The sequence below is a fragment of the Nonomuraea sp. NPDC050790 genome (assembly GCF_044456745.1).
In the GTDB taxonomy this organism is placed as follows: domain Bacteria; phylum Actinomycetota; class Actinomycetes; order Streptosporangiales; family Streptosporangiaceae; genus Nonomuraea.
This window is the reverse complement of sequence record NZ_JBITGF010000003.1, coordinates 80,570-96,900: the sequence shown is the minus strand read 5'-3', so window position 1 is coordinate 96,900 and position 16,331 is coordinate 80,570. Positions and strand designations below refer to the sequence as shown.

14 protein-coding genes and 1 other RNA gene are annotated in these 16,331 nt (G+C 70.3%); 11 read left to right on the top strand and 4 right to left on the bottom strand.

Annotated elements, in window-relative coordinates; genetic code table 11:
• Positions 1 to 18 precede the first annotated feature (18 nt).
• The 6 genes from ftsX to ACIBEJ_RS15305 all read left to right on the top strand — a co-directional run bounded on the left by ftsX (position 19) and on the right by ACIBEJ_RS15305 (position 6,567).
• Positions 19 to 924, top strand: coding sequence for a permease-like cell division protein FtsX (gene ftsX, locus ACIBEJ_RS15330; RefSeq protein ID WP_397183348.1), 906 nt, complete (start codon positions 19 to 21; stop codon positions 922 to 924).
• 23 nt (positions 925 to 947) lie between these two features.
• A complete protein-coding gene (smpB, locus tag ACIBEJ_RS15325) occupies positions 948 to 1,415 on the top strand; it encodes an SsrA-binding protein SmpB (RefSeq protein ID WP_397183347.1) in 468 nt (155 codons plus the stop codon).
• Entirely contained in the window at positions 1,412 to 3,274 is a 1,863-nt protein-coding gene (locus tag ACIBEJ_RS15320; protein ID WP_397183346.1) for a penicillin-binding transpeptidase domain-containing protein, read from the top strand. Before smpB ends, ACIBEJ_RS15320 begins: the two co-directional genes overlap by 4 nt.
• A gap of 296 nt (positions 3,275 to 3,570) precedes the next feature.
• Positions 3,571 to 3,955: a transfer-messenger RNA gene (ssrA, locus tag ACIBEJ_RS15315) on the top strand.
• 808 nt (positions 3,956 to 4,763) lie between these two features.
• The gene (locus ACIBEJ_RS15310; protein ID WP_397183345.1) at positions 4,764 to 5,375 is read left to right on the top strand and encodes a dihydrofolate reductase family protein; all 612 of its coding nucleotides are present in this window, start codon (positions 4,764 to 4,766) and stop codon (positions 5,373 to 5,375) included.
• A 139-nt stretch (positions 5,376 to 5,514) separates the two neighbouring features.
• Positions 5,515 to 6,567 (top strand): hypothetical protein, encoded by a 1,053-nt coding sequence (locus tag ACIBEJ_RS15305; protein ID WP_397183344.1) that lies wholly within the window; start codon positions 5,515 to 5,517, stop codon positions 6,565 to 6,567.
• Here ACIBEJ_RS15305 and ACIBEJ_RS15300 read toward each other — a convergent pair.
• Positions 6,555 to 6,956, bottom strand: coding sequence for a hypothetical protein (locus ACIBEJ_RS15300; protein ID WP_397183343.1), 402 nt, complete (start codon positions 6,954 to 6,956; stop codon positions 6,555 to 6,557). The genes ACIBEJ_RS15305 and ACIBEJ_RS15300 overlap by 13 nt on opposite strands.
• Positions 6,957 to 7,140: 184 nt before the next feature.
• Positions 7,141 to 7,782, bottom strand: a complete 642-nt coding sequence (locus ACIBEJ_RS15295; RefSeq protein ID WP_397183342.1) for a DUF2306 domain-containing protein — start codon at positions 7,780 to 7,782, stop codon at positions 7,141 to 7,143.
• 232 nt (positions 7,783 to 8,014) lie between these two features.
• On the opposite strand from ACIBEJ_RS15295, the gene ACIBEJ_RS15290 reads away from it, so the two are divergent.
• The 4 genes from ACIBEJ_RS15290 to ACIBEJ_RS15275 are packed head-to-tail and all read left to right on the top strand — an operon-like array spanning position 8,015 to position 13,333.
• A complete protein-coding gene (locus tag ACIBEJ_RS15290) occupies positions 8,015 to 9,505 on the top strand; it encodes an MFS transporter (RefSeq protein WP_397183341.1) in 1,491 nt (496 codons plus the stop codon).
• Positions 9,502 to 9,876 (top strand): cupin, encoded by a 375-nt coding sequence (locus ACIBEJ_RS15285; protein ID WP_397183340.1) that lies wholly within the window; start codon positions 9,502 to 9,504, stop codon positions 9,874 to 9,876. Before ACIBEJ_RS15290 ends, ACIBEJ_RS15285 begins: the two co-directional genes overlap by 4 nt.
• Entirely contained in the window at positions 9,873 to 11,618 is a 1,746-nt protein-coding gene (locus ACIBEJ_RS15280) for an ABC transporter ATP-binding protein (protein ID WP_397183339.1), read from the top strand. Before ACIBEJ_RS15285 ends, ACIBEJ_RS15280 begins: the two co-directional genes overlap by 4 nt.
• The gene (locus ACIBEJ_RS15275) at positions 11,618 to 13,333 is read left to right on the top strand and encodes an ABC transporter ATP-binding protein (RefSeq protein ID WP_397183337.1); all 1,716 of its coding nucleotides are present in this window, start codon (positions 11,618 to 11,620) and stop codon (positions 13,331 to 13,333) included. Before ACIBEJ_RS15280 ends, ACIBEJ_RS15275 begins: the two co-directional genes overlap by 1 nt.
• Positions 13,334 to 13,390: 57 nt before the next feature.
• Here the strand turns inward: ACIBEJ_RS15275 and ACIBEJ_RS15270 are convergent, their stop codons facing one another.
• Together ACIBEJ_RS15270 and ACIBEJ_RS15265 are read right to left on the bottom strand one after the other, a co-directional pair.
• Positions 13,391 to 13,936, bottom strand: coding sequence for a dihydrofolate reductase family protein (locus ACIBEJ_RS15270; RefSeq protein WP_397183336.1), 546 nt, complete (start codon positions 13,934 to 13,936; stop codon positions 13,391 to 13,393).
• A gap of 55 nt (positions 13,937 to 13,991) precedes the next feature.
• Positions 13,992 to 14,696: a helix-turn-helix domain-containing protein gene (locus tag ACIBEJ_RS15265; RefSeq protein WP_397183335.1), complete on the bottom strand. Its 705-nt coding sequence runs from the start codon at positions 14,694 to 14,696 to the stop codon at positions 13,992 to 13,994.
• Positions 14,697 to 14,781: 85 nt separating this feature from the next.
• Between ACIBEJ_RS15265 and ACIBEJ_RS15260 the strand changes: the two genes are divergently transcribed.
• Entirely contained in the window at positions 14,782 to 16,296 is a 1,515-nt protein-coding gene (locus ACIBEJ_RS15260) for a protein kinase (protein ID WP_397183333.1), read from the top strand.
• The last annotated feature ends 35 nt before the right edge of the window (positions 16,297 to 16,331 follow it).

The following is a 16,331-nucleotide window of genomic DNA, read 5'->3' as shown; positions in this document are numbered from 1 at the left end:
AGGAGTTACAGACACAACATGCGGGCGAACTTCATCTTCTCCGAGGTCTGGATCGGCCTCCGCCGTAACCTGACCATGACCATCGCGGTGATCATCACGGTCGCGGTCGGCATGGCGATGCTGGGTGTCGGCCTGTTGATCAACACCCAGGTCGGCATGATGAAGACCTTCTGGTACGACAAGGTCGAAATCTCGGTCTTCCTGTGCAGCAAGGACTCCGCCATGCCCGCCTGTAAGGGCAAGGGAGCTTCGCCGACCCAGGTCGAGACGCTCAAGGGCGAGATCCAGGGCATCCAGGGTGTCAAGGATGTGATCTTCGAGGACCAGGCTGCGGCCTTCAAGAACTTCCAGCAGTCCTTCGGCAGCAACCAGGCGCTCGTCCAGGCCGCCCGCCAGGAGGACATGCCGGAGTCGTTCCGCGTGAAACTGCACGACCCGGACAACTACCAGCCGGTCATCCAGCAGTTGACCGGCAAGACCGGCATCGCCCAGGTCATCAACCACAAGGACCTGATCGGCAAGTTCTTCGAGATGCTCGACACCCTGAGATGGGCCGCCGTCATCGTGGCCATCGTCCTGGTGCTCGCCGCCGCTCTGCTGATCGGCAACACCGTCCGGTTGTCGGCCTACAACAGACGCCGGGAAACCGGCATCATGCGCCTGGTCGGGGCCTCGAACCTGTACATCCAGTTGCCGTTCGTCATGGAGGGCGTCATCGCCGGCCTGGTCGGCGGTGTCGTCGCGGCGGTCATGCTGATCGTCACGAAGGTCTTCATCTTCGAGTCGCTGACCAAGTACCTGGGCACCAGCACCGCTCTGGGCTGGGACTCCGTGGCCTCGGTCATCTCGGCCACGATGGCGATCGGCGTGTTCATCTGTGTGCTCGCCTCGTTCGTGACGCTCCGCCGATACCTCAGGGTGTAGCGGAACGCCGGTACAGTCGAACCATGCCACGTGAGACCGGGCGGAAGGTCATCGCCCAGAACAAGCGTGCCCGGCACGACTTCCACGTCGAGGACACCTTCGAGGCGGGGCTCGTGCTGCAGGGCACCGAGGTGAAGTCGCTGCGCGAGGGCCGCGCCTCGCTCGCCGACGGCTACGCCAGCATCGACGACGGCGAAGCGTGGCTCATGAACGTCCACATCCCCGAGTACGCGCAGGGGACGTGGACCAACCATGCCGCCCGCCGCAAGCGCAAGCTGCTCCTGCACCGCAAGGAGATCGACAAGCTGGCCGCCAAGACGAAGGAGGGCGGGCTGACGATCGTGCCGCTGCAGCTCTACTTCAAGGACGGCAAGGCCAAGGTCGAGATCGGCGTCGCCCGAGGCAAGAAAGACTGGGACAAGCGGCAGACCCTGGCCGAACAGCAGGCCAAGCGCGAGATGGCCAGGGCCCTACGGCAACGCAACCGATGAGAAGGGCCCGCCGTACCCTCGCCGCGGCCGTCTCGTTGACGGCCGCGAGCATGACGCTGACCGGCTGCTTCGCGGAGCCGTCCGCACACGAGGCCGTGCGCGACTTCCTGGTCGGCTGGCAGTCGGAGGACTACGAGCTGGCCGCCAGCCGCGCCGACGGGGACCCGGCCGTCGTCCGCAAGGCGCTCGAAGCCGCCAAGCTCGACCTTGACGCCGCGTCCTTCCGGTTCCGCGTGAAGTCGCTCAGCCGCCAGGGCGACGCCACGACGGCCCGGTTCGGCGCCGAGGTCGACCTGGGCGAGAACAGCCCGCTCTGGGAGTACGAGAGCACGCTCCCGTTGCACCTGGTCAACGGTCTGTGGAAGGTGCGCTGGTCGCAGTCGGTGCTGCATCCGCAGCTCAAGGACGGCCAGCGGCTCGCCGTACGCCCTAGTTCCGAGCCCCGCCAGAAGGTCGTCGACCGTACCGGCGAGGCGCTCCAGCGGCCCGGCAGGCTGTACGTCGTCGGCGTGACCCCGTCCGCGCTCGGCGACCAGACCTCCAGCGTCGTCAAGCAGCTCGCCACGATCACCGGCTTCGCCGAGGACCGGCTGCTGAGCCGGGTCAGGTCCTCGCCGCCGGGCGACTTCGTGCAGCTCGCCACGTTCGGCCGCGACCGCTACCTGCAGGTGCAGCAGAAGATCGAGGAGATCCGGCCGAAGGTCCACGTCCAGCCCCAGGACCAGCCGGTCGACCCGGCTCCGCCGCGCGACATCGTCGGCAAGGTGGGCGCGCTCACGCCGGAGACCGAGGTCAAGCTGGGCGGGCCGCAGCGGGCCGGCGACTCGGTCGGCCGTAACGGGCTGCAGAAGGCGTACCAGAACCATCTGACGGGCTCCACGAAGACCCAGGTGATCACCCTCGACCTCAAGACCGGCGAGGACGTCGCCGTCCTGAAGGAATGGCCCGGCCGCCCGAACGGCCCGGTCCACACCACCCTCGACAGCCTCACCCAGCAGGCCGCCGACACCGCCGTGAGCACCACCCAGTCCGGCACGCTCGTCGCCGTCAAAGCCTCCACCGGCGAGATCCTCGCGGTGGGCGCCAAGGACATGGGCCAGGTCAAGGACGCCCTGGGCGGCAAGTACCCGGCCGGCACCGCCTTCTCCATCGTCGCGGCCGACGCCCTGATCAAGGCCGGCGTCAAGCCCGGCCAGCGGCTGCGCTGCCCCGCCGAGCGGACCGTGGGCGGCGCCAGGTTCGTCCTGACCAGCGGCCAGACGCAGCAGCCCACCGCCACCTTCCAGGAGAGCTTCGCGCGCGGCTGCGTCACCGCCCTCGCCTCGCTGGCCCGCCGGGTCAAGCCCGAGCAGCTCAAGCGCAGCGCCGAGGCGTACGGCATCGGCGTCAACTGGCAGCTCCCCCTCAAGGCGTTCACCGGCAAGATGCCCAGCCTGGCCACCGACGCCGAGAAGGCCCAGGCCATCGCCGGCCAGAACGTCGAGGTCAGCCCGCTGTCCATGGCGCTCGTGGCCGCGGCGGTCAAGTCCGGCACGTGGCGGCCGCCGTCGCTGGTCACCAGCCCCGACCGTCCCGACCCCGCCGCCGAGCAGGTCGCCGCCGAGCCGCCCGCCAGCGTGCCGGTCGACCCCGCCGTCCGCACCGCCCTCACCGCGATGATGAAGGCGGGCGTCGCCAGCGCACCGGCCGCGCAGGGAGGAGCCGGTCGTGTGTACGGCGTTGCCGCCGCCCTGCCCAGCCAGCAGCTCGGGTGGTTCGTCGGGTGGCAGGGGGATGTGGCGGTAGCCGTACTGGCCAAGAACTCCGACGCCGCGGCCACCGCGGGACGCTTCTTCGGAGCCCTGCGTAACCCCCAGTAATTTTCTTGTGACGGAGAGCAACCAAACGGGCCTCGCGTCGCGTCTTAGTGGATGACTGGGGCCGCTCGGGGGGTTGCGGACCCGGTCACCGTGACGAGACAGGACTTCATCTCGGGGGAAGTCCTGCCGTCCGGACCGGCTCGACCCTGCCGGTCGACCCCGGGGACGCGTGCTGAAGTTGCCGTGTCTCCGGGGTTTCGGCATGTCCGCTGGAATATGAGTTGGCGTTGGTGGTGTTGTGAGTTGTATCTTCTTGTTGCTCGGCCGCATGTTGGGCCGTGTTGACAACTGAACATGGGGGTGACTGGCTTCGACTTTGACCTTGCAAGTCAGGGGAAGCGGGCCGAGGACGGCGGACATAACCTCGTTAACACTGTGACCGCAAACAATAAGTGCCAATAAGAAGCACTCCGAGGTCAGCCAGGGTTCCCTGGCTCTCGCTGCCTAAGTAGCGAAACCTCTGTCAGCCTGAGCACGCCCTCGGCTCAGGGCCTGGCATCGTTAGAGGGCTCCACCGCTCGACCCGGCCACGGGGGAGAGCGGGAAAACAAACAGTGGCTGAGCCTGTCGGCGACGCGCCTGCGTGAGCGCCGGGGCTGAGAACACGTTAAGCAGGCTGCGCCCGGAGAAGCCCTGGTTTGGGGTTGAAGGACGCGGGTTCGATTCCCGCCACCTCCACCCAAGATGTGTTACTCGAACACCCTCCTTCTAGGGCGGTGGCGAGTAGCGCGGAGGTTTGTTTGATCAACGGCGGTGTCCTTCGGGACACCGCCGTTTTTGCGTTGGACGTGGAGCACGGGTGCAAGGGGTGCTGTCGGGGCGTCGCTGGCCACACCGTCTGTGTCGAGGTAGAGGCGTTGGAAGAACGCCTGGTTCAGGAGACGGCGGTTGGGCAGTTGCAGCCCACCCCGCCCCCGGGGTCCTCGCTGCGCTCGGGCGTCCTGATCAGGCACGCCTGCGGCGCGCGGCTTGCGCGCTTGATTGGAGATGCCAAGCAGGCGCGGTCTTGCTTGGTGAGCTCACCTTCCACGAGGCGGTCGTAGCACTGCCGATCGGCGATGATCGTCTGATTCGGCTGGGTTGGACGCGTTCGACGTCGCTGAGGTCGTTCATCGACGGCGACCTGGGACCGTCGGTGCCTACTTGTGACCTTCGGGGTGGCTGTGCCGAATCGGCTCCCGCTACGGAGACTGAATCGGGCCCTGCCAGCACTTACCACCCGGCTCCTGGTGGGCCGGGTTTTCTTATGCCCAACCGCACGTCGTAGGCGCCCAGGAGAGCCTCAAGGCGTCCCTGAAGTCGACAGGCAACGAAGAGGTCCACTGACCTGATCTTGTCTGTCAGGCGTTGTGTCCGGGGGGTGTGGACCCCGCGACGGTTGGACGGTGCTGTCCGAGTGATCCTTCAGAAATGGTTGCTGCCGCGCTGAGAGTGTGACATAGACAGCGTCCATAGGACACTGTTTTGACCGTGAGAAGGGGATCTCGCCATGCCGGAGAACACCGGACAGCAGCGCAAGGTCATCGCCGACGCCGTCGTCTCGATGGACGGCTACACCAGCACCGGCCCCGACGACGACATGAGCTGGGCCATGCAGCACATCAGCAGCGAGCAGAGCGAGCTCATGTACGAGGGAATCTGGCGAGGCGTGAGCACCGCGCTCGTCGGTCGCGTCAACTGGGAGGGCTTCACCGCCGTCTGGCCCGGCCTGACCAGCGACCCGAACAGCTCGGCCCGTACCCGTGACCTGGGCAACTGGCTCGCCACAGTCGAGAAGGTGGTCATCTCCACCACCCTGCAGCAAGCCGACCTGGACAAGACCCAATGGAGCAACGCCCGCGTCTCACGTGACCTCGAAGAAGAGGTGCGTTCCCTCAAGGGCGCGCCGGGCCGCGACATTCTCGTCATCAACAGCGCCAGCATCATCAAGGCACTGCTCCAGGCCGACCTGATCGACGAACTCCACATGGCCGTGATGCCGGCGACCCTCGGTGGCGGAGTACGCCTGCTGCCCGACGGACTCACGTCGACGTGGCAGCTTTCCCACGCCACCACCATCCCCGCCACCGGCGCCGTCATCCTGTGCTACCGCCGCCCCTGAACCGGGCGCCTCGCGAAGGACGTCCCTGGAGCGCGACTCAGCGGCGCAGCGAGTCGTTGGGGCCCCAGGCGCTCAGTGGCTTCGGGGAGGGCCGGTGGCTGGATGCCAACCTTTCGCCTCCCAGGCGCGTCTCACCTGCATGAGGTTCTGGTTACGTGGTGCCGCCGCAGCCGTCGTCTTCGTCGCCGCCGCCGGGCCGGTCGCGGCGCATGCCGTAACGACGAAAGGTCAGTGGAGTGTCGTCCACCACGACCGCCGCGACTCCTACGACGCCGTGACGGTCACGCAGGGTGGGGCGGTCTGGGTGGCTGGGACGCGGCTCAAGGAGCCGCTTCTGCTCAAGGGCGGGCGCTCTGGGTTCAAGCGGGTCGCCGGGCCGGGGTTCCGGGTGAAGCGGCTGGCGTCGGCGTCCGACACCAGGGTGTGGGCGTTCGGGGCCGCGCGCTACGCCCGCTGGGACGGCAGGCGGTGGCTGGTCAAGCGGTGGAGCCATGGCCGGGTGGATCGGGCGTACTCCATCGGGCAGAACCTGTGGGTCATCGAGAACTCCAACGTGTTCCCGTCGGCGGGCCAGGCGGGATGGAAGGCGCGGTCCACTCTGCGGCGCCTGGCCGGGTCGGTGTGGCGGAAGGTGCCCACGCCGATCGTGGTCAAGGGGCTCGACGGCAAGTGGGCGGCGGGCTCGACCAGGGGTACGGCGGCGCTGGCCCGCTGGAACGGCACCGCCTGGCGAGCAGAAGCGCTTCCGGCGGTCCCGTCCGCGCATCCGGGCCAGATCTCGGAGCTGACGGATGTCGCGGTCGACGGGGAGACGGGGCGGGTGATGGCGGTCGGATGGGCCGCCTGGCCGTGCGGCACCGCGAAGCGTTCCTTCTGCGGCCAGACTTTGCTGCTGTCCGGCTATCCGGGTAGTTGGGCGTTCGAGGTGCGTGCGGAACCGGGTTTCCAGCCTCGTGCCCAGGCGGAGCCGGACGGGATGGGCGGGGCCTGGATCGTCTACGACGCCAAGGGCGGGGGCAGCAGGTTCCTGCACATCGGGGTCGACGGGGTGGAGCCGGGGGTGTTCCCCGCGCCGCCGGACAAGAAGGCGTCGGTTCGTGACCTTGCCGCTCAACTGGGGAGCAGCTCCGTCTGGGCGGTCGGCGCGGCACCGTCCGGCCGCGGTGGCGCGATCTGGGCCTACCGCCGCTGATCCGGGGAGGGCCTGTCCGGTGGGTTGGTGTCGGGGGAGAGCGCCTGCCATGCGCGTAGGGCCTCGCTGACCTCCTGCAGGTGTGACAGCGGTATGCGCCAGAGTTCGAGAGCCTGTCGGTCTTCGGGGGAGGCGGGTGGGTTGCTCTGGAGCAGGCCTCGGGCGATCACGCTGAGGATGAGCAGGTCGACGGCTCCGACGAAGATGAGGTTCACTCCGGCGTTGAGGAGGAAGTCCTGCCACCAGCCGTTCGCGGCCGTGGACGCCCACAGGGTGCCGATGCCGATCAGCAGGAAGCCGAGGATGAGCAGGCCCAGGAGGATGGGGCGGCGGAAGATCTGCCACAAGGCCGAGAGCAGGGTCGACATGAGCACCGTGACAAGGTCCACCGTGTACCTCTCGGGCTGGTCGGGCGGAGGTGTGCCCGATGCTGAGATATCGAGGCTTCGGCGGCAAACGTGACAGCTCCAGGGTTGAGCTGGTTTGAGGTCTTCGCGTAGTCGACGGCGGGCGTCACGATCGAGGCTTACCCGGTCCTGTCAACCGTGCTGGTCATCAACGGATGGGTAAGGGCTACACGGTGATGCTTTCTCTGGGTTGGGGGTGTTTTGCGGAGCGGGTGAAGTGGAGGGCTATCAGGAGGTTCGGGACCCAGCACAGCCAGGCGATCGCCACGTAGGCCGTGGTGAAGTCCAGGGTGATGAGGCCGGCCGCGGACAGTGTGGCGTACCCGATGAGCATGAGGCGCAGTGTCACGGCGGAGAAGGTGAGGGCGAAGCTGCGGATCATCCAGCGGCGGTGGTCGGCCACTCGGCCGGTGCGGATCATGTACAGGCCCATGGTGCCGGTGACCAGCCAGCTTACGGCCAGGCCGATGAATCCGGCGGTGGCGATGGGGCCGCCGTGGGCGGTGGGTGCCAGGAGGAGGCCGCCTATTCCGCCGGCCAGGCAGCCCAGGAGGTACAGGATGCCGATGGTGCGGTGTAGGCGGGGCAGGCGGCGGCGTATCGGGGTGGCGAACTGGAGGGGGCCGATCGCCAGCGCGACGATCGCGCCGGTGACGTGCAGGCCGAGGGGGAGGGCGCGGTCGATGTAGATCTCGCGTTGCTGTTCGAAGTACACCGACGGGTCGAAGGTCAGGTACTTCGCGGCTACGAAGACGATGAACAGCGACAGCGCCGTCATGAGGGCCCAACCGGCCCGGCTGATCCGCATGTGCACAGCTTGATCCGGGTGGGATCGGATGGACATCGGGTGCTTCCCTGAGAGCGGCCCTGGGGGCACCCTTGCTCCGCCTCGGGGAGTGGGGTCCGCTTGCGAGGGCGATCAAGGCGACGGGACTACTCCCTGGGTCGTAGTTTGGCGGTCCGCTGGTGCCTCGGCGGTAGGGGCAATTGACTTCACGGGTACGACGCCTCTGAGCTGCGGCGCGAGCACGATGGCGGGCATGGGAACCTCAGCCCGCGCCGGGCTCATCCTCGCCACGGTCGCCGTCGTGCAGTTCATGGTGTCGCTCGACCTGTCCGTGGTGAACGTCGGCCTGCCCGAGATCGCTGCCGGGCTCGGCTTCGGCGCGGTCGGGCTGACCTGGGTGATCCACGCCTACGCGCTCACCTTCGGCGGCCTGCTCCTGCTCGGTGGCAAGGCCGCCGACCGCTACGGCCGCAGGCGGGTCCTGCTGTTCGGGCTCGCGTTGTTCGGACTCGCTTCGCTGCTGGGCGGGTTCGCCCAGGAGGCCGGCCAGCTGGTCGCCGCGCGGGCCGTCCAGGGCGTGGGGGCCGCGGCACTGGCTCCGGCCGCGTTGTCGCTGCTGGCCACGACGTTTCCCGGAGGCAGGAGCCGGGTGCGGGCCTTCGGGATCTGGAGTGCGACGAACGCCGCCGGTGGCGCGCTCGGCGTCCTGATCGGGGGTCTGCTCACGGAGTACGCGAGCTGGCGCTGGGTGATGTTCGTGAACGTGCCGATGGCCGCAGGGGCGCTGGCCCTGGCCTGGCGTGGGGTCGCCGCCGATGGTGGCGGAAGGGGCGACGGGGGACGGGGTGGCGGGAGGCCGGACGTGCTCGGGGCGATCCTGGCCACGGCGGGCGTGACGCTGCTGGTGTTCGGCGTCGTGCGTACCGAACATCATGCTTGGACCTCGCCGACTACGGTGGTGACGCTGGTGGTCGCGGTCGCGCTGCTGGTCGCGTTCGTGCGGGTCGAGCTGACCACCAAGCGTGAGCCTCTGGTACGGCTCGGCCTGTTCGCCAGCCGGTCGGTCCTGGGTGCGAACCTGTTCAACCTGCTGGCCGGGGCGGCCATGGCGGCGTCCTTCTATTTCGCCTCCCTCTATCTCCAGCGCGTGCTCGGGACGGGACCGGCGCTGACCGGGCTCATGTTCCTCCCGATGGCCCTCGCGGTGGTCGCCGGGTCGGTGCTCGCGGTCCGGCTCGGTTACCGGTTCGCGCCCCGGAGCCTGCTGATCGCGGGTGGGCTGCTGACCGGGGCGGGGTTCGCCTGGTTCGGGATGATCAGTCCGGATGGCGCCTTCGCCACCGACGTGCTCGTGCCCTCGATCGTGGTCGGGACCGGGCTGGGGCTGTGCCTCGGGCCGCTGGTATCCGCCGCCACCACGGGGGTCGCGGCGCACGAGAGTGGCACCGCCTCCGGCCTGCTCAACAGCTCACGCCAGCTCGGCGCCTCGTTCGGGCTGGCCGTCCTCGGGACCGTCGCGCACCAGCGCACCGGCCAGATGGTGACGCCCCAGACCCTCACCGACGGATACGCCTTCAGCCTCACCCTCTGCGCCGCGCTCCTGGCCGTAGCCGTCCTCATCGCCGCCACCGTCCTTCGCGGCCAAGCCGCTCCTGGAGGCGGCCGAGCCGCTTCTGGAGGCGGCCAAGCCGAACTTGAGGGACGAAGCATGCCTGAACAAAGCGGAAAGGCTGTGTCGAAGTGACCGTCACCCCGATAGATCTGTTCGCCTCCTCCCTCCACCTCCACCACGACGGCCAGGTCAAGATCGCCACCCCACCCCCCACCCAGGACGGCTGGCGGATGACCGTCCAGCACGCCAAGACAGGAGCGGACGTCCACTCCGACCACTGGGAGATCCACCCCGAGGCCGAGGAACTGATCACCTGCCTCATCGGAAAGTTCCGCCTCTACCTGCGCCCGGAACACCCCGACCAGGAAGAGGAAGAGATCAGGCTGATCGCCGGCACCGCGGCCGTGGTCCCGCGTGGACGCTGGCACCGCATCGAGCTGGACATCCCCAGCAACATCCTGGCCGTCACCCTTCCGCGCGGCAGCCGCCTGGAGAAGCGATGAACGCCACCGAGCAACCCACCATGGCCGAGCTGCTGCGCCCCCACGCGTGGAGCTTCGCCGCCGTCGTCCTGCTCCAGGTCGTCGGCGCCGTCGCGGGGCTGGCTCCGCTGCTGGCCGTGGTCGAGCTGGGCCGTACGCTGCTGTCGCCGGGCCCGATCGACCACGGCCACGTCTGGACGGTCGTGCTCGCCGGCGCGGCCGGCCTGTTCGTCAGGCTGCTGTTCACCGGGGCCTCCTCGGGCATCGGACACCTGGTCGACGGCCGGGTGCAACTGATGTTCCGCAGACGGCTCGCGGCCAGACTGGGAGAGGTGCCGATCGGCTGGTTCTCCCGCAGGAGCAGCGGCGAGCTGGCCAAGGTGGTCGGGGACGACGTGGCCGCCGTGCATCCGTTCATCGCCCACACCCCCGGCGAGCTGGTCTCCGCCTTCGTGGTCCCGCTCGTGTCGCTCGTCTACCTGTTCCTGGTCGACTGGCGGCTCACGCTGGTCACGCTGATCCCGGTCGTGCTGGCGCTGGCCCTGGTGCCCCTGATGATGACGCCCGCCCGGCTGCGCGAGCAGAAGGCGTTCGACGCGGCCATGGGACGGATCACCAGCTCGGTCGTGGAGTTCGTGCAGGGGATCGCGGTGGTGAAGGCGTTCGGCGGGTCGGGGCGGGCCCACCGCAGGTTCGTGACGGCGGTGGACGAGTTCGTCGACATCTTCTCCCGGCTCGTCTACGGGATCTCCGGGATCGGCGCGGCCATGCAGGTGGTGCTGTCGCCGCCGTTCGTGCTGCTGGTGGTGCTCGTCGGCGGCACGGTCCTGATCACCTCCGGCGGGCTCGCGCCGGCGGACCTCCTGCCCTTCCTGCTGCTCGGGCTGGGGCTGACCGCCCCGGTGGCCGCGCTCGGCCACGGCTTCGACGAGATGCAGGCCGCCGGGCGCGCGGTCGGCCGGATCAAGGACGTGCTCGCGGTGCCGCCGCTGCCCGAACCCCTCCACCCGGTCACGCCGCGGGGGCACCGGGTGGAGCTGCGCGGGGTCCGTTTCGGCTACGACGCCGACCACGAGGTCCTGCGCGGGATCGACCTCGTCCTGGAACCGGGTACGGTCACCGCCGTCGTCGGCCCGTCGGGAAGCGGCAAATCCACGCTGGTCCAGTTGCTGCCCAGGTTCTTCGACCCGAGCCACGGCACGGTCACGCTGGGCGGAGTCGATCTGCGCGAACTCGGCGACCGGGAGCTCCACCGGATGGTCTCCTTCGTCTTCCAGGACGTGCGCCTGCTGCGCGCCTCGGTCGCCGACAACATCGCGCTGGCCGTGCCGCACGCCGACCCCGGCGACGTGGTACGCGCCGCCCGCCTGGCCAACATCCACGACCGGATCCTCGAACTGCCACGCGGCTACGACACCGTGATCGGCGAGGAGGTGAAGCTGTCGGGCGGCGAGGCGCAGCGGATCTCGCTGGCCCGCGCGCTGCTCGCCGACGCGCCCGTCCTGGTGCTCGACGAGGCGACCTCCTTCGCCGACCCGCACACCGAGCACGCGGTGCGCAGGGAGCTGTCCCGGCTGGCGGGCGAGCGCACGATCCTGGTCATCGCCCACCGCCTGGAGACGGTCGCCGACGCCGACACCGTCGTACTGCTGGAAGACGGGGTGATCGCCGAGCGCGGCCGGCCCGCCGAGCTGCTGGCGCGGGGCGGCGGGTTCGCCGCGTTCTGGCAGTCCCATCAAGCACCGCAGGGAGACGAGCTCTGATGATCCGCCTGTTGATCCGGGTGCTGGGCGAGGAGTACGCCCGGCCGTTGCGCCGCACGGTGGCGCTGATGACGGCGACCGCGGTGGCCGAGGGGCTGTCGTACGCGCTGCTGGTCCCGGTGCTGCGCGCGTTGTTCGGGCCCGCGCCGGGTGCGGCCGTGCCGTGGCTGGCCGGGTTCGGGATCGCGGTCGCCGCGTATGCCGCGCTGCGCTATTTCGCCGACCTGTCCGGGTTCCGGATGGGGATCTCGCTGTTGCGCGGCATGTACCACCGACTCGGCGGGCACCTGGCCAGGCTGCCCATCGGCTGGTACAGCGCCGCGCGGGTCGGACAGGTGTCGGTCATGGCGGGGGAGGGCGTGCTGCAGGCGATGAGTGTGATCGCGCACCTGCTGTCGCCGTTCGTCGCGGCCGCCGTGACGCCGCTGACGATCGTGGCGGTGATGCTCGCCTTCAACTGGCAGATGGGGCTGGCCGCGCTGGTCGCCGTGCCGGTCGTGGCGGCGATCCAGGTCTGGGCGGGACGCTCGATGGCCGCCGCCGACACCCGGATGGCCGAGCGCGGCCACGAGGCGACCGGGCGGGTGATCGAGTACGTGCAGGCCCAGCCGGTGCTGCGCGCCGGTGGCCGGACCCGCGAGCGGTTCCGGCTGCTCGACGACGCGTTGCGCGAGCTGGAGCGCGCGGCCCGCCGTACCGTGGTGTCGGCGTTGTCGGGGGCGGTGGCGCTGACGCTCGCGGTGCAGGCGATCTTCACGGCGCTGCTGGTCCTGGGCGCCTACCTGGCCCTTGGCGGGGGCGTCGGAGTGGCGGAGGTGCTGGCGATCCTCGTGCTGGCCGCCCGCAGCGCCGACCCGCTGCTGTCGCTGTCGGACATCGGCGGCAAGGTACGCGCCGCGCGTGCCGAGCTGACCAGGCTCGACGCGGTGCTGCGTACCGAACCGCTGCCGGAACCCCGCGAACCGGTCCTGCCCGAGCGCCACGACCTGGAGTTCGCGTCGGTCACCTTCCGGCACGGCGAGCGCACGGTGCTCGACGGCGTGTCGCTGTCCGTGCCGCAGGGGCAGCGGCTGGCCGTGGTCGGGCCGTCGGGCGCGGGCAAAAGCACCCTGCTGCAACTGCTGGCCCGCTTCTACGACGTGGACGCGGGCGCCGTCCGCATGGGCGGCGTGGACGTGCGCTCCATCAGCACCGAGGCCCTGATGGAGCGGATCGCCATCGTCTTCCAGGACGTCTACCTCTTCGCCGGCACCATCGAGGAGAACGTACGGCTCGGCCGTCCCGGCGCCACCGCCGAGGAGGTACGGGCCGCCGCCACCGCCGCCCGGCTCGACGAGGTGATCGAACGGTTGCCCGGAGGCTGGGACACGCACGTCGGCGAGGGCGGCGCGCTGCTGTCGGGCGGCGAGCGCCAGCGGGTCTCGATCGCGCGGGCGCTGCTGAAGGACGCGCCCGTCGTGCTGCTGGACGAGGTGACCTCAGCCCTGGACCCGGTCAACGAGACGGCCGTTCACCAGGGGATAGAACGCCTGATGGCCGGCCGTACCGTGGTGATGGTGGCGCACCGGATGCGGACGGTGCGCCGCGCCGACCGCATCGTCTTCCTCGACGGCGGCGGGATCGTGGAGGAAGGCGGCCACGACGAGCTGCTGCGGCGCGGTGGGCGCTACGCCGGCTTCTGGGACCTGGCGGCGGCCGCCACGGACAGCTCCTGACTCACCGAGCCCCGGCCGTGCTCTACAGCGGGGCGGTGGGTGGGTTCTGGTGAGCGGTCAGCGGGGGGCGGGGACGTAGGAGAGGTTCAGCACGCCGGTGTCGAAGGTCACCGAGTTGGTGAGCTTCAGCGGATGGGTCGGCGTGTCCTCGAACAGGCGCTTGCCATGACCCACCACAATGGGGTGGACGAGCAGGTTGAGCTGGTCCAGGAGGTCGTGGGCCAGCAGCCAGCGGACCGTCGTCGCCGAGCCGGACATCTGGATGTCGCCCTCGGTCGTCTCCTTCAGCTCACGGATCCCGGCCTCGACGTCGCCGGAGATGATCGTGGTGTTGTTCCAGTCGGCCTTCTCCAGGCTGTTGGACACGACGTACTTGCGGCTCTCGTTGAGCGAGCGGCCGGCCTCGGGGTCGGCCTCCGCGGTGGGCCAGTAGGAGGACCACTCGTCGTACAGGGTCCTGCCCATGAGGTAGCCCGCGGCGCTGCTCATGCCCTCCATGACCACGGCGCCCATCTCATCGCTCCAGTAGGGGAAGTGCCACTGGTCGGGCGACTCGACCACGCCGTCGAGGGAGATGAAGAAACTGGAGATGATCCTGGCCATCGCGGTGCTCCTTAGGTCGGTCGATCCGAGTGGCAGGGTAGGCGGGCCCCGGGGCTCACGTCTTGTACAGAAGCGACAGCGGCTCCGCTAGGGGCTGCGGGCCGGCCAGTCGCGTGGCGGTCCTGCCGATGTAGCGGGTCAGCGAGCGTGACAGGTGCGGCTGGTCGAAGTAGCCGAGCCGGTGGACCACGTCCTGGGCGGGCCGCCCCTCCTGGAGGAGGATCGCTGCCTGCCGCGCGCGGTCGATCTGGCGTACGGCGCCGCGGGTCAGGCCGGTCGCCGCCAGGAAGCGGCGCTGGAGGGTGCGCTCGGACAGGTCGGGACGGCCGCCGTCGAGCGCGGCGGCGACGACCGGGTCGCGGGCCAGGACGTCCTCGCGGGCCAGCCGTGCGACGAACGCCTCGGCGTCGTCGTAGCCGGGCACGTGCCAGGTCGAGCCCTTCAGCCAGAACGACCTGGCGGTGGGGTCGGGGATCGCGGCGGAGCCGTTGACGAGCCGGTCGATCGGCAGGTGCGGCATCAGGGTGCCGAGGGAGAAGGTGATGCCGAAGAACGTCGCCTCCTCGGGGACGGGCGCCGGGCGCGCGAGCGTCTCGGGCCCCTGTACGGCGGCGCTGACCTGCCCCCGGTGCTCCCAGAAGACGAGGTCCCACCGGGCCGCCGCGACGGACATCATCCGGGCGACATCGGAGCTGCGGCTCCGCCATACCCGATCGACATAGGGCGAGTCGGACGGCCGGCTTTCGACGTGCAGGCCCATCGAGTCCCTCCTGGCCGGTGTCCGGGCAGTCTGGCATGCACGGAGCGTCCGGGAAAAGCGGTATCTGGCTAATGTGTGTCCTGCTATGAACGGTACGGAACGGGTGGTGGGCGGGTACACGCTGCGGCGGTTGCTCGGCCGGGGCGGCATGGGCGAGGTCTACCTGGCCACCGGGCCCACGGGCGGCATGGCGGCGGTCAAGGTGATCCATCCGCAACTGGCCAGGGAGGCGGCGTTCCGGCGGCGGTTCGAGCGCGAGGTGGCCGCGGCGCGCAGGGTCGCCCGGTTCTGCACGGCGCCGGTGATCGACGCGGGACTGGACGGGGAGACGGCCTACCTGGTCACCGAGTACGTGAAGGGGCCCGACCTGGCCGCCGCCGTACGCGAGCAGGGGGCCTTCTCCGGCGCCAACCTGGAGGCGCTCGCGGTCGGGATCGCGACGGCGCTGAGCGCGATCCACGGAGCCGGGGTCGTGCACCGCGACCTCAAGCCGTCCAACGTGCTGCTGTCGCCGCTCGGGCCCAGGGTGATCGACTTCGGCATCGCCCAGCTCGTGGACGCGCAGAGCCTGGCCAGCCAGGTCGTGCTGGGGACGCCCGCGTTCATGGCGCCCGAGCAGGTGCGGGCCGAGCCGGTGACGCCCGCCGCCGACGTCTACGCGTGGGGCGGGGTGATCGCCTTCGCCGGGACGGGCCGGCTGCCGTTCGGCGGCGGCGCGCCGCACGAGGTGCTGTACAGGATCGTCAACGAGGGGCCGAACCTCGACGGGCTCGACCAGCCGATGCGCGGGCTCGTGGAGTGGGCGCTGGCCAAGGATCCGGCCGCGCGGCCCACGGCGCAGCAGTTGCTGGACGCGCTCCTCGGGACCGGGCGGTCGGCGCCGGCCGAGGCCAGCCAGGTGGTGGAGCGCACGTGGACCGTCCCCGCGCAGCCGCAGCCGCAGCCGGGGCCGGGGCGGCCTCGCGGGCGGTGGAAGTGGTGGCTGGCCGGCGGGCTCGCGGTGCTGGTCGCGGGTGGAGCGGCGGTGGCCGTGCCGGCGCTGCTGGGGGAGACGTGGCCGTACCGCGCGGGGTTCGGGCAGGCGTGGGAGGTCGGGGCCTCGCAGGGCGGCGAGGCGCGGGTGGACGGGGAGGCGTACGTGCTGACCGCCAGGCCGGGGTGGCGGCTGTGGAAGTCGGCGCCGCGGGAGGAGCCCGAGCAGGGCGTCACGGTCAGCGCGCGGGCGCGCGTCGAGGAGGGCGCGGGCGAGTTCGGCGTGTGGTGCCACGGGACGGAGCGGGCGGGCGACCGCTACGAGTTCTCGGTGAGCGCGGCGGGGCAGGCCACGATCGTCAAGCGCCGCGCGGGCGCCGAACCCGCCATCCTGTACGGCCCCGCCCGCGTGAAGCCCGCCGCGGAGACCAGCGTCACCGCACGGTGCACCCGGGAGGACGGCAGGGCCACCCTCGGCATGTGGGTCAACGGCCGCAAGGTCGGCGAGGTGCGCGACACCGACCGGGCCCACCTGGACACGGCGGCAGGGGTGCACGCGGCGCCCTCGGGCGAGCGGGCGATGCGGGTGCGGTTCAACGCGTTCACGCTGGAGCCGGTAGAGCCGTGAGCGACGAGCGGGCAGAGCGGCGAGCGGGCAGCGCC